General features: G+C 41.1%; 10 protein-coding genes. All 10 read left to right on the top strand.

Translation table 11 applies throughout. The features are described from left to right. Positions 1 to 2,235, top strand: coding sequence for a GumC family protein (locus AACM45_RS07995; protein WP_339141900.1), 2,235 nt, complete (start codon positions 1 to 3; stop codon positions 2,233 to 2,235). Beyond that, positions 2,232 to 3,578 carry an oligosaccharide flippase family protein gene (locus AACM45_RS07990; RefSeq protein WP_339141899.1) on the top strand — a complete coding sequence of 449 codons (1,347 nt, stop codon included), beginning with the start codon at positions 2,232 to 2,234 and terminating at the stop codon, positions 3,576 to 3,578. Before AACM45_RS07995 ends, AACM45_RS07990 begins: the two co-directional genes overlap by 4 nt. Continuing rightward, complete coding sequence (locus tag AACM45_RS07985; RefSeq protein WP_339141898.1) at positions 3,575 to 5,074, top strand: O-antigen ligase family protein; 1,500 nt, start codon at positions 3,575 to 3,577, stop codon at positions 5,072 to 5,074. The genes AACM45_RS07990 and AACM45_RS07985 overlap by 4 nt, the downstream gene beginning before the upstream one ends. A 10-nt stretch (positions 5,075 to 5,084) precedes the next feature. Continuing rightward, positions 5,085 to 5,987: a glycosyltransferase family 2 protein gene (locus tag AACM45_RS07980; protein ID WP_339141897.1), complete on the top strand. Its 903-nt coding sequence runs from the start codon at positions 5,085 to 5,087 to the stop codon at positions 5,985 to 5,987. A gap of 179 nt (positions 5,988 to 6,166) precedes the next feature. Then, a complete protein-coding gene (locus AACM45_RS07975; protein ID WP_339141895.1) occupies positions 6,167 to 8,131 on the top strand; it encodes an LruC domain-containing protein in 1,965 nt (654 codons plus the stop codon). Positions 8,132 to 8,246: 115 nt separating this feature from the next. Continuing rightward, positions 8,247 to 9,593, top strand: a complete 1,347-nt coding sequence (locus tag AACM45_RS07970; protein WP_339141894.1) for a UDP-glucose dehydrogenase family protein — start codon at positions 8,247 to 8,249, stop codon at positions 9,591 to 9,593. A 19-nt stretch (positions 9,594 to 9,612) separates the two neighbouring features. Further along, positions 9,613 to 10,581 carry a UDP-glucuronic acid decarboxylase family protein gene (locus AACM45_RS07965; RefSeq protein WP_339141892.1) on the top strand — a complete coding sequence of 323 codons (969 nt, stop codon included), beginning with the start codon at positions 9,613 to 9,615 and terminating at the stop codon, positions 10,579 to 10,581. A 21-nt stretch (positions 10,582 to 10,602) separates the two neighbouring features. Further along, positions 10,603 to 11,811, top strand: a complete 1,209-nt coding sequence (locus AACM45_RS07960; RefSeq protein ID WP_339141891.1) for a glycosyltransferase — start codon at positions 10,603 to 10,605, stop codon at positions 11,809 to 11,811. Positions 11,812 to 11,822: 11 nt separating this feature from the next. Next, entirely contained in the window at positions 11,823 to 12,986 is a 1,164-nt protein-coding gene (locus AACM45_RS07955; protein WP_339141890.1) for a glycosyltransferase family 4 protein, read from the top strand. Beyond that, positions 12,983 to 14,188, top strand: coding sequence for a glycosyltransferase (locus tag AACM45_RS07950; RefSeq protein WP_339141889.1), 1,206 nt, complete (start codon positions 12,983 to 12,985; stop codon positions 14,186 to 14,188). The genes AACM45_RS07955 and AACM45_RS07950 overlap by 4 nt, the downstream gene beginning before the upstream one ends. Positions 14,189 to 14,197 lie beyond the last annotated feature (9 nt).

Below are 14,197 nucleotides of genomic sequence, written 5' to 3'. Positions count from 1 at the left end.
ATGAAATTTAACCTACTCTTTTTTGTACGGCTTTTATTAAGGCATATCGCTTTGCTGCTCTTGGTGCCCATACTATTGGCATCGTTGGTGTTTTACCTTACCCAAGACCAGCCTAAGGTATTTAACTCAAAAGCCAGGGTCTATACTGGCATTGCTTCCGGCTCAACAATAGAGCTCGATAATACAAAACTGGATTTTAGGGCAACCAATACGGCCTATGACAACCTTTTGAACCTTATCAAGGCAAGAACTACGATTGAAACGGTTGGTCTTAAGCTTTTTTCACAGCATATGTCACTCGATAGTGTGGACACGAAGATTATCTCAAGGGAAAAGTACGATGACCTTATGGAAATCGTACCAGATGATGTTAAGGCACTTTCCGTAAAAGGAGATATCGAAAAGACCTTTGAAAATTTCAAAAGGTTGAAAGAATCAAACCATTCGAATTTTATTTATGAGTTGATCAATCTAAAGCATCCTGATTACAGTATTGAAAAAATCATAGGTAGAATCAGTGTCCGTAGAATATTGAGTAGTGATTTCGTGGATATTGAATTTGAGTCAGAAGATCCCGCCATTTGTCAAAATACCTTGTTGATCCTTGCAGAGGTTTTCGTCAGGCTCAATGCCGATATCAAAGTAAATCAATCAGATGCAGTGGTAAAGTATTTTGAAGGGCAGCTCAATACGTCTACCAAACATCTTCGTTCAGCTGAAGATGAATTGTTGGATTTTAATAGAACACACAACATCATCAATTACTACGAACAGACCAAACATATCGCATCAGAGAAAGAGCACTTTGAATTGGAATATCAAAAAGTGCATATAGCGCACTATGCGGCGAAAGCCGTTTTGAAGTCATTGGAATCAAAGTTAAAGACGCATGAGAAGAAGCGGTTGTCAAGTGAAGGGATCTTGTCGCTCAGAAACAAATTGGCCGATGTGAATTTTGAGATTTCAATGAAAACATTGGGTGTCGAAACCGATTCATTAAAACAGGTGCAGAATGCAAAAGATGTGGTCGCGTTACAGCAAAAAGCTGCCGAACTAGAGGCAGACCTTTCACAACGCGTCGACCAGTTGTACAGTACCGATTATGACGAAAAAACACTTGCTTCAACAGATATTTTAAGTGATTGGTTAGAGAATACCGTGGCATTTGAAGGTACAAAGGCACAGTTAAAGGTCATGGATGAAAAACGACTTGAGTTTGAAAAATTATATCAAGTTTTCTCTCCTTTAGGGGCTACCATGAAACGACTAGAGCGCAAGATCGATATTGCCGAAAGGGAATACCTTAGTTTGTTGCATAGCCTTGGCCTAGCTAAACTTCGCCAACAGAACGTAGAGTTGAAATCGAATTTGAAACTCATTGAAGTACCTTTTTTTCCAATAAACCCAAAGCCCAGTAAGCGTATGCTGCTGGTCATCGTTGCAGGTATGGCCGGTTTTATTTTGGTCACATTTACGGTATTGGTCTTAGAGTTTTTAGATGGCAACCTGAATACGGCAGCTAGGGCAGAAGATAAAATTGGTTTGAAAGTGTCCTCAATTTTTCCCGTAATCAATGAAAAAAGCAATAAGATAGACTTTGAATACCTGAAGAATAAGGCCATCAATGCTATTTCGCGTAATATCATTTTAAATCAGTTCAAAAAAGAGAAAGATGATAGACCAGTGGTGAATATGTTCTTTTCGACCCAAGATGCGGAAGGCAAGACGTTCATCTGTCAACACTTGATCGCCAAACTTTGTGAATTGGACTACAAAATGCTGCACGTAACCTATGATGACTATGACTTGAATCTGGAAGGACCGTATTATCAAAAGTTGTTATACGGGGTGAGTGATCAACTGTACAAAATTTCGACGGTCGAAGAGTTGGATGGTGATAAGGCGATTACGGACTTTGGTTATTTTGATTTCGTAATCCTTGAACTACCCAGTATCATCAAAAATCCGTTCCCTGTAAAGTTGGCGTCTACCATGGACTATACTTTTTTGATTACCAGGGCCAATAGGGCTTGGGGTGAAGCGGACAAAAATTCTTTGGCGCTTTTCAACGAAGCGACCACAGGTCCAGAACCGACTATCATACTAAATGGGGTCAAGGTATTGGAAATGGAAACGGTGGTGGGTGACCTTCCTAAGAAGAGGTCGTTGATTCGAAAATGGATAAAACAAATCGTTCAGTTTAGGTTCTTCACTAAAAAAGCGGTGGCAAAATGATACGTAAACTGAAAAATATTGGAAAAGAAAAGAACATATCCTCATTGTTGACCAATGTAGTTATCGCATTTCTTGGCCTTGTTAGTTTTATGTTGCTTACCCGGCAGCTAAGCAAACCCCAATTTGGTGATTGGGTGCTTTTTATCACATTGGCTACGTTTCTTGACCTGTTACGATTCGGCCTGACCCGAACTTCCGTCGTTAGGTTGTTGTCGGGCGCTGATAAAAAAGCCTTTAAAAGATTATTGGGATCCTCGTGTAGGATCAACCTCATATTACTTGTAATTCTGACGATTTTTTGTTGGTCGACCATGGCGATAGTACATGTTGTCGAGTTTCAAATAACGCAGGGATACGAACTCTTTTTAAGATGGTATCCCATTTTGGCCTTTTGTAATTTGGGTTGGAACAATGCTTCGGCACTGTTTCAAGCGGAGCAGAACTTTAACCGTATGATGCTGGTTCGATTGGCCAACATCGGCTTGTTCGTAGTCTTCTTGGTTTTAAACGGATTTTGGTTTCATTTAGGGCTGTTGGAGCTGGTTTGGGTCAATCTTGCCGTCAACCTTATTTCGAGCTTGTGGTGTACCTTCAAAAAATGGGATGGCCTATTTTTTTTAAACAAGGCAGACAGAAAAACCGAAAAGGAGTTGATCAATTTTGGCAAATACTCCATGGGTACGCTTATAGGCTCAAGCCTACTGAAAAGTGCCGATACCTTGATAATTGGGCTAAGTCCGGTTTTGGGGTCAACTGGCATCGCCATGTATGCAATTCCATTGAAACTTACCGATTTATTAGGCATTCCCTTACGAAGTTTTACGATGACCGCCTATCCGCGAATGTCCAAAAAAGCTATTGAAGGCGATTTAGATGGTGTTCGAAAGGTTTTCTATGCTTACTCAGGTGCGATCACATTGTTGTTCGTTCCGGTAGCAATAGGCTGTTTCGTATTGGCAGAAGACTTGATATTGATTTTAGGGGGAAAGGCCTATTCCGATTCTTTACCCTTGTTGACATTGGTTTTTAGGGTATTTACGGTGTATACGCTTTTATTGCCGGTTGACCGCTTTACCGGGGTTTTGTTAGATAGTATAAATAGGCCCAAATTGAACCTTTATAAAGTCATATGTATGACAGTGGCCAATATTTTGGTCGATGTACTCGCCGTATTCGTATTTGAGAGCCTAGTGGTAGTGGCGTTGGGTACTGTTTTCTTTACGCTATTGGGGATTTTTCTGGGGTTCTATTTTTTAAGAAAAGAGATTCAAATAGAATCAAAACAGATTTTACCTGAAGGAATTTTCTTTTTCAAAAATTTAAGCACCTATATCGGCCGATGAATCCCTTTCACAAAACATATGGAACGGATCACCTTAGGGAACCATTGCCCATTGCGATATTTCTATCGCTCTGTATAGCGTGCGCGCACTTAACAGCCTCAAAAGGACTGGTCGTAGGTATGGCCATAATTATCCTACCCATGGCAGTAGTCTATTTAGGGGTCTTATTCGTTAAGCCCAAAATTGGGCTGATGACCATTTTTGTTTTAAATTTTCTAATCTTGGGCCTGGGTAGATATGTGCCCATGACCTGGGGTTTGCTGATTGATGGGTTGCTGTTCTTAATGTATCTGGCCTTGTTCTTTAAGGCTTTCAAGATCAAGATTCCCTGGAGTCGGGCAAAATCCCAATTAAGTCTATTGGTGACCATTTGGTTCGGTTATGCCCTTTTTCAAGCCGTAAACCCCGAAGCCGCCAGTATTGAAGCCTGGTTTTACGCCATGCGCGGCTTGGCATTGTACCAATGGATGATCGTGCCCCTACTTTTTATCATTTACAACAAACCAAAAGATTTAAAGATTTTTTTGATCATTTGGGGGGTCATGTCCTTTTTAGGAACCTTAAAGGGTTGTCAACAACTGTTTTTCGGGGTTGACCCATTTGAACAAAAATGGCTGGATAATGGGGGCGCATTGACCCATGTGCTTTTTGGTAAATTGCGTATTTTCTCATTCTATTCCGATGCCGGCCAGTTTGGGGCATCCCAGGGTCACGCCGGGGTCGTCTTTGGTGTTTTGGCCTTATTTGCGAAAAGCAGGAAATTCCGAATATTCTGTATTATAGTCTCCTTGGCCGGCCTTTACGGCATGCTGATTTCGGGTACACGTGGTGCCATCGCCGTTCCTGCCGCGGGCGGAATCATGTTCTTGATCTTGAGAAAAAACATACCTATTTTGGTTGCAGGGGCCATTATGGGAATAGGGGTGTATGTTTTTTTTGCACATACCACCATACTGAACAATAATGCACAGGTGCGTAGAATGCGAACTGCGTTTGACCCCAATGATGCCTCGTTGCAAGTACGGTTGGCAAACCAAAGGAAGTTATCGACCTATCTGGCATCAAGACCTTTTGGTGGCGGTATCGGTTCAACAGGTAACTGGGGGCAACGTTTTACCCCCAACACATTTTTGGCCAATACCGCCACTGACAGTTGGTTCGTCGCCATTTGGGCCGATACGGGAATCGTCGGATTATACCTGCATCTCTTCATTTTATTTTTTGTACTCATCACCGGTGCCTACAATGTAATGTTCAAAGTACGCGATGATTGGCTTAAGGGGCAAATAGCGGCTTTGGTGTGTGGCATGTTCGGTATTATGGGCGCATCTTATGGCAACGGGGTATTTGGGCAGTTTCCAACTTGTATTTTAATGTATACGGGTATGGTATTCATGTTTATCGCACCACAAATGGACAGAAAAATAAGGGCTGCTAAAGGCGAACCGAAAAGTGGACCGACAACAGAAAAGCTAAACGATATCGTACCAGCATAAATTCAAACAAATGAAAGCAAATCAACCCTTGGTCTCCATCATAACCATTAATTACAATGAGTCATCTGTGACGCTGGCGATGTTGGAATCATTACAGTTTCTATCGTATAAAAATGTTGAGGTAATTGTAGTGGATAATGCATCACCCGATGACGATCCTGATGTGCTCAAGTCACATTTTCCAGAAATAAACTTGATCAAGAGTAAAGAAAATCTAGGCTTTGCCGGGGGCAATAACCTCGGTGTCAAGGTTGCCAAAGGCGATTACTTACTTTTCATCAATAACGATACTATAGTACCCGAAAATTTTATAGGGCCCTTGGTCGAAACGCTGCAAAAGGATGAAACTATTGGTATGGTGAGCCCCAAGATCAAGTTTCATTGGGACCCCACATTGATTCAATATGCGGGGTATACCCCTATGAACCAATGGACCATTCGAAACAACAGTATTGGGTATCATCACAAAGACGATGGCTCATTTGATAAGGCGGGGGAGACCGAATCGATACATGGGGCGGCAATGATGGTTCCTAAAAGGGTGGTGGAAGAAGTTGGGATGATGACGGAAGTATATTTTTTGTACTACGAAGAGCACGATTGGGCAGAAATGATCAAACGCGCTGGGTACAAAATCTATTATCAGCCCAAATCATATATCCTACATAAAGAATCGTTGTCAACGGGCAAATTCAGCCCGTTAAAGACCTATTACATCGCCCGGAATCGAATCGTTTTTGCGAGACGTAATTTCAGGCCCTTTCAACTGTTTGTGAGCCTATTGTTCCAAACTTTTATATCGATTCCGAAGAATACGGTGACCTTTCTTTTTAAAAGACAGTTTCAACATTTAAATGCTTTATGGAAAGCCGTTATGTGGAACCTGTCAAACCATAAAATCCTTAAAACCTAATCTGTATAGCTGTAATTATGCCAGTAGCTAAGAAAAATGTTTGAAATTCGGTTTTTGTCTCCTTGAGCGCAGTCGAAAGGCTGGCAAAACATCTTGACTGCGCTCGATATGACAACAAGATTTACCGCTTGTATAATCAAGTGAAATCCTTAAAACCTAATATTAAATTCCCCAAAACCATGAAGACTTTTAAATTAATGTATGTGGTCTTTTTAGCATTTGCCATTATTGGATGCGTAAATGAAAATGATCTCGACCAAAATTTAACCGATGATAGTATGGGTGGCACCGATGATGTCGACTCCAGTGACCCTCTAAATGCATTGAATGTTTCAGCTGAGTTCGATTATGCGACCAGTAAAGACGTAACCCTTGAATTGGATGTGCCTTCAAACCTTAAGGGTGCGGTATTTACCCTTTACAGCAAAATAGGGGCGCAAGATAGTACTTTGATCGGTAAGGGCACTTTTGATGATGGCGGGCATTATAAGAAAGCGTTTACCTTAAGTTCAAGAACGGACAGTCTACTCTTGTTCTCTAACTACATTGGCCTTATTGACAATGTGCGCCTGCCTGTTGAAACGAATACCATTGCATTTGACTATAGGCCCTTTTATGAGCGGCAAGGTAGTTCGGGAAAATCTAAAATAAACCCTAAAAGAACGATTTTGCCATCGCGGAATGTGGACAACTATACTTTCATTGATACCTTTGATTTTTGGGGCGTACCCGATAATCTTGCTTTTCAAGATGTCATTGAGCAAAACTTATTGGATGATATCAATGCTTCCCTGCCTGAAAACGTGCCAGGTGGAATTCCCGTAACGAATCCCGATTACTTAGCGGGTAAAGAAACTAGTTTAATCATTACAAAGGAAGCTGATGTTTGGGTAACTTTTGTATCAGAGGGGGCCGGGTATCGCAATGTTTTGGGTTATTACTCCCATCCTATAGGTCAAGAACCGGCATCAACCGATGAAATAGATCCCCATTATGTCATATTTCCGAATGTATCCATGCAATATTCAGGGGGAGGCTTAATACCGGGTGATCGTGTGTACTTAGGTAGATTTCCGGCAAACACGGTCGTTTCTTGGTTTTTAGCCGCAAACGGATGGGCTTGGGGTGATGTGCAAGATGGTAATGGTGTGTACTATTCAAACCCTGATTTCAATCCTGAAGCTACCCCAGAAAGAAGAAACCATATGGTGCTTCTGTATGATGAAGGTAGGGAATTGACCTTGCTGGGTTTTGAAGATCTATTTAGGGATGGGCCTACGGACGATGATTTTAACGATGCCGTATTTTATGCAAAGTCGAATCCCGTAGATGCCATTCAAGTAGGTAATTTGGCCCAAATACAAGCGGCGACCGATGCTGATGGTGACGGAATCAATGATGAGTTGGATGATTTTCCTTTTGATCCCAATAAGGCATTCAGCAATTTTTCGCCATCTGTAAATTCAACGGGAAAATTGGTTTATGAAGATTTATGGCCAAGTCAGGGCGACTATGACTTTAACGATCTCGCGTTGGATTATGCCTTTAACCTGATTGCAAACGCCGATAATATGGTCACTGCAATTGATGCCACCTTTACGATTGAAGAGATTGGTGGAGCCTTGCACAATGGGTTCGGATTTGTCCTTCCGATAGACCCAAGTATTGTTGCCAGTGTAGACGGCCAAATTTTGAATGGGGGTTTTGAAACCGTGGCCGCAAATGGCACCGAAACAGGTACGGGAACCAACGAAGCGGTGATACTCGTGGTCGGTGATGCTTTTGATTTAAAGGGCACTACCGTAAACATCAATGTCGAACTCAATTCACCGGTCAGTGAATCGGTTTTGGGTGAGATTCCTTTCAATACGTTCTTAATCTCTAATGGCGATAGGGCGCGTGAAGTACATCTTCCAGACTTGCCACCAACGAGCAAGGCGGGTTACTTAGGCACTAAAGATGACTTTTCAGATGCTTCGATAGGGCGTTATTATAAAACGGCGACCAATTTGCCGTGGGCCCTGAATATCTATGAGGGCTTTGACACCCCGCCAGAATCAGTTCCCATTACCCTGCAGTACCCACGATTTATAAACTGGGCAAATTCAGGAGGCGTAGAGAGCCTTGATTGGTACCGACGCTAAAAAAATAGGGGAAACCCATGATTGACAACGATTATATATCGTTTGACAACAATATTTTTCAATCTTAAAATTGTAAGATAATATTTACAAAAATATAACGAAAAAGCTTTAATAAATGAATATTGCAGTAATTGGAACGGGGTATGTTGGTCTAGTGACCGGTACTTGTTTTGCAGAAACAGGAATCAACGTAGTATGTGTTGATATCGATAAGAAGAAGGTAGCCATGCTTCGAAATGGGGAAGTGCCCATTTATGAACCTGGTTTAGATACCCTTTTAGAACGTAACATTGATAAAGGTAGAATTTCTTTTACGACAAGTCTGGAAAAAGCGATAAAAGATTGCGACGCGGTATTCATTGCTGTCGGTACCCCGCCAGATGAAGATGGTAGTGCTGATTTAAAATATGTATTGGGTGTGGCCCGTGAGATTGGACAACATATGGAAGACTACAAAGTCATCATTACCAAGAGTACGGTTCCCGTAGGTACCTCTTTTAAGGTAAAGGCCGCTGTTGAAGAAGAACTGGTCAAACGTAGGATTAGGATTCCGTTTGATGTGGCATCCAATCCAGAGTTTTTGAAAGAGGGCAGTGCAGTTGATGATTTTTTAAAGCCCGACCGCATTGTTGTCGGTATTGAAAGCAAGCGCGCTGAAAAAGTAATGAAGCGTTTGTATAAACCATTTTTAATGAACGGTCATCCGTTATTATTTATGGACATCTTCTCTTCTGAAATGACCAAATACGCTGCCAATTCCATGTTAGCAACTAAAATCAGTTTCATGAACGATATCGCCAACTTATGTGAATTGGTGGGTGCCAATGTTGACTTGGTCCGTAAGGGTATCGGTTCTGATACCAGGATCGGTAATAAGTTTATTTATCCCGGTACGGGCTATGGAGGCAGTTGTTTTCCTAAAGATGTTCAGGCCCTGGTAAGAACGGCAGATGAATACGGCCATTCCCTAGAGGTTTTAAAAGCTGTCGAGGCCGTAAACTACCGTCAAAAGACCACTTTGGTCGAAAAAATCAAAAAACACTTTGGTGAAAACCTAAAAGGGAAGCAGTTTGGACTATGGGGCTTGGCCTTTAAACCAAAAACCGATGATATGAGGGAAGCACCTTCTCTAGTGATTATTGAACAACTCAAGGCGATGGGTGCAAATATACGTGCATATGATCCGGTGGCTATGGAAGAGGCAGAGCGCATTTTAGGCGATACCATTGAATATGCCAAAGATGAATACGATGCCTGTATCGATGCTGACGCATTGATCGTAGTGACCGAATGGTCAGAGTTTAGAATGCCGAACTTCAGGATTTTGGAAAAGCTGATGAATGGCCACACCATTTTCGACGGTAGAAATATATATGATCCCGAAGAGATGGAAGAAATCGGCTTCGGTTATTACAGCATTGGGCGTGAAGCAGTCAATACAACAGCAACTGCCCAAGTATAAACTTTTTCAAAGAAAAAACATGAAAAGAATATTGGTAACCGGTGGTGCGGGCTTCGTGGGATCGCATTTGTGTGATCGCCTTCTGAAAGAAGGGAACGAAGTGATCTGCATGGATAATTATTTTACTGGCAGAAAGGGTAAGATCATACACTTGATGGACAACCCCTACTTTGAATTGATACGACATGATGTGACGATGCCCTATTTTATTGAGGTTGATGAGATTTACAATCTTGCATGCCCGGCTTCTCCGGTGCATTATCAACACAATCCCATTAAAACGATAAAGACTTCCGTTTTGGGTGCCATCAATATGTTGGGCTTGGCAAAAAGAATCAACGCCAAAATTTTACAGGCGTCCACCAGTGAGGTTTATGGTGATCCTGAAGTACATCCGCAACCTGAGAACTATTGGGGTCATGTGAACCCTATTGGTATTCGTTCTTGTTATGATGAAGGTAAACGATGTGCCGAATCATTGTTCGTCAATTACCATGAATCCAACAATGTTTTGGTAAAGATTATTCGAATCTTTAATACTTATGGGCCCAGAATGGAACCTGATGATGGTCGTGTGGTCTCTAACTTTATCATGCAGGCTTTACAAGGCCAGGACATTACCGTATTTGGTGATGGTACGCAGACAAGAAGTTTTCAATATGTAAGTGACCTGGTAGATGGTATGATCAAGATGATGGATACCGAAGATGGGTTCATCGGCCCTATCAACATTGGTAATCCGGGGGAGTTCACCATGTTAGAGCTTGCCCAAAACATCATTGATTTAACAGGGTCTAAATCTAAGATTGTCCACTTGCCCTTACCTTCTGATGATCCCATGCAACGCAAGCCGGATATCACTTTGGCAAAAGAAAAATTAAAGGATTGGAAACCTAGTGTCGATTTGCGAACAGGTCTTGAAAAGACCATCGCATATTTTGATAGCACCTTACAAGATAAGTCTATAAAAGAATTGGTTAGGCTATAGTTTTAATTTGAATTAGCAAAGATGGATGTAGTAAAATATTTGATCAATGGTATGGAAATTGCTTTGATGACCTATTTTGGTTTTGCATCCATCTATGTTTTTGTTTTTTCCTTTTTTGGTCTTTTTTCTGCGAAAAAAAAGGAAACCATTATCAATAAAAAAAGGAAGTTCGCCGTACTTATTCCTGGCTACAAAGAGGATAATGTAATCGTCGAGGTAGCGCGTCGCGCGTTAGAACAGAGTTACCCTGAAGAATTGTTTGAAGTGGTCATCATAGCCGATTCCTTTCAAGAAAGTACCCTTCAAAAATTGAAAAAATTACCCATTCGATTGATTGAGGTATCTTTTGAGAAAAGCACGAAATCCAAAGCCTTGAATAAGGCAATGGACGTTATCGGAGACCAATACCATGTTGCTTTGATACTTGATGCCGACAATATTATGGAGTTTGATTTTATTGAGCGGGTAAACGATGCCTTCAATAAAGGCTATAAAGTCGTTCAAGGACATCGTGTCGCAAAAAACACCAATACCCCCTTTGCCATTTTAGATGCCATTAGTGAAGAAGTAAACAATCATATTTTTAGAAAGGGACATCGTGTTTTAGGCCTTTCTTCAGCGTTGATCGGCTCGGGTATGGCCTTCGATTACCATTTTTTCAAGACGACCATGGCCAATGTAAATGCCGTAGGCGGATTTGACAAAGAATTGGAATTAAAATTATTAAAGGCCAGCACAAAGATCGAATACCTACACGATGCCTTGGTTCTTGATGAGAAGGTTCAAAAGTCAGATGTATTCTCAAACCAGCGTAAAAGATGGTTGTCGGCTCAATTCATCTATTTTAGGCGGTACGTTATTGCCGGAATCAAAGCACTTGTGTTGAAGGGCAATATTGATTTTGCCGATAAGGTCTACCAAATGGTCTCACCGCCAAGAATACTTTTACTTGGTCTCGTAGGTATCTTAACCGTAGTTTATCTAAGCAATGATTTACTCTTTTCAGAATCCCTTTTGGTCGTTCCTTCGGTGTTTTGGTATGTGACCTTATTGTTGACAGTGCTGGCATTCGTATTTGCAATACCTAAAAAATTCTATGGTAGAGCTACTTTAAATGCCCTATTGACCCTACCAAAAGCTTTTGTATTGATGTTACTGTCTTTATTCAAGCTGAAAGGGGCAAACAAGAAATTCATTCATACCCAACACGGAACCTTAAGCGGTCAATAATATACTAATTCATGAGAATAGGAATTGAAGGACAACGGCTTTTTAGAAAAAAGAAGCACGGTATGGACATGGTGGCCTTAGAGCTGATCAAAAACCTACAACGAATCGATACGAAAAACGAGTACGTGGTTTTTGTAAAGCCCGATGAAGACGATGGCTGTATTCCTATGGCATCGAATTTCAAGATTGTTGAGCTCACCTCAAAATTCGGTTATCCCGGTTGGGAACAGTGGGCACTGCCCAGAGCGGCCAAGAAAGAAGGGTGTGATGTTCTGCATTGCACGAGTAATACAGGCCCAATTTTCTCAAAGGTTCCTTTAGTGACCACTTTACACGATATTATCTATTTAGAGAGTATCAGTATTTTCAAAAAAGAAGGTACCTGGTACCAAAAATTTGGTAATATGTACCGCAGGTATTTTGTGCCTCCCGTCATAAAAAAGAGTAAAAAGGTAATTACGGTGTCCAACTACGAAAAACATCGTATCAATAAATATTTCGGATTTAAAGACGACCGGTTGCAGGCCATTTATAATGGGGTAGGCGAGCATTTTAAAAAAGTCACCAATACAAAAAAACTTACTGCGGTCAGTACTGAATTTAAGTTGCCCGATAACTATTTCTTCTTTTTAGGAAACACGGATCCGAAGAAGAATACCGTAGGCGTGCTAAGGGCTTTTGCACATTTCAATGAATCGTATCCGAACCAATACCAATTGGTGATGTTGGATTATGATGAAGACGAGCTACAAAGAATTCTTGTAGCCCTTGGTCAACCTGAATTGCGTAAGTCGATTCATTTGTTGGGCTATGTGCCCAATGAAGAATTGCCCGCGATCATAAGCCAATGTGCGGTCTTCTTATATCCTTCATTACGTGAGAGTTTTGGGATTCCCATTTTAGAAGGGATGGCCTGTGGGGTGCCCGTCATAACATCAAATACCTCATCAATGCCTGAAATTGCCGGAGAAGAAGCGGCCTTGATCATAGATCCCTTTAATCCGAAAGAAATTGCCAACGCCATGAAAACCTTGGTAGAAGATCAAATGCTAGCGACATTACTGTCAGAAAAAGGCATTTTGCGAGCCCAGAAATTTTCATGGAGGGCAATGGCCGAAAATGTATTGGCACTCTACAACGATGTGTATGAAGATCTAAATAAAACATCGGTATGATAAAGGGAAAAGACATCATTGTAATGGGCATTCAAGCTTGGGATATCGAGATTGGAAGCAATTGCAAAAACATTGCGACGGAGTTTGCGAAACACAATAGGGTGCTTTATGTCAATCCGCCAATGGATAGGGTTTCTAGATATCGTGAAAGGCACACCGAAAAAATCAAAAAACGAATACGTATTCAAAAAGGGCAACAAGATGATTTGGTGCAGCTAGCGGATAACTTCTGGAACCTCTATCCCAAAACACAGACGGAATCCATCAATTTTATAAAAAACAAGTTTTTGTTCGATAGTCTGAACAAGGTCAATGCAAAACGTTTTTGTACTGATGTTGATGATGCCCTCAAAAGATTGGACTTCAACGAATATATCATTTTTAATGATAGTTCGATGTTTTTGGGCCAATACATCAAAGAATTTCTAAAGCCCTCTTTTTACGTGTATTACATGCGTGATTATTTGACTAAAAATCCCTATTGGAAGAAAAATGGGGTACGTCTAGAGCCCAAATTAATTGAGCATGCCGATTGCGTAGTGAACAATTCGACCCTGTATACCGAATATGGCCAGCAATTTACCGAGCATTCGTATATGGTGGGTCAAGGTTGCGATACCTCACTTTTCAATGATGCGATACGTGAGATAAAAGTTCCAGCGGAATTAAAAGCGATCTCAAAACCAATTATAGGGTATGTAGGGTTTTTGAGCAGTCGAAGATTGAGTATTGAAATTTTAATCCATATTGCAAAATCCCGACCTGAATGGAGTATTGTTTTGGTCGGGCCAGAAGATGAAAAATTCGGTGCCTCAGAATTACATAAAATCAGCAATGTACACTTTTTAGGTAGTCGTGATGCTTCTGAACTACCCAATTATATCAAAGGTTTTGATGTTGCCATAAATCCGCAATTAATCAATGATGCCACCATGGGCAATTATCCTAGAAAAATTGATGAGTACCTGGCAATGGGTAAACCCACAGTAGCCTCTGCTACAAAGGCCATGGAGTATTTTGAAGAATATACCTATTTAGGAAAGACACCTGAAGAGTATGTACAACTCATTGAGAAAGCTTTGGCAGAAAATACACCAGAACTAGAGGCAAAAAGAAAACAGTTTGGCTTGTCGCACAGTTGGGAGAACAATGTAAATGAAATCTACAATTGTATTTTAAAAGTAAAACGGCAGTCCGCTTAAACATCAGGT

Origin of the sequence: Croceitalea sp. MTPC5, from assembly GCF_036985505.1 — a bacterium.
Lineage (GTDB): Bacteria > Bacteroidota > Bacteroidia > Flavobacteriales > Flavobacteriaceae > Croceitalea.
The sequence above is the reverse complement of the archived record's forward strand: the minus strand, read 5'-3'. Positions and strand labels throughout refer to the sequence as shown.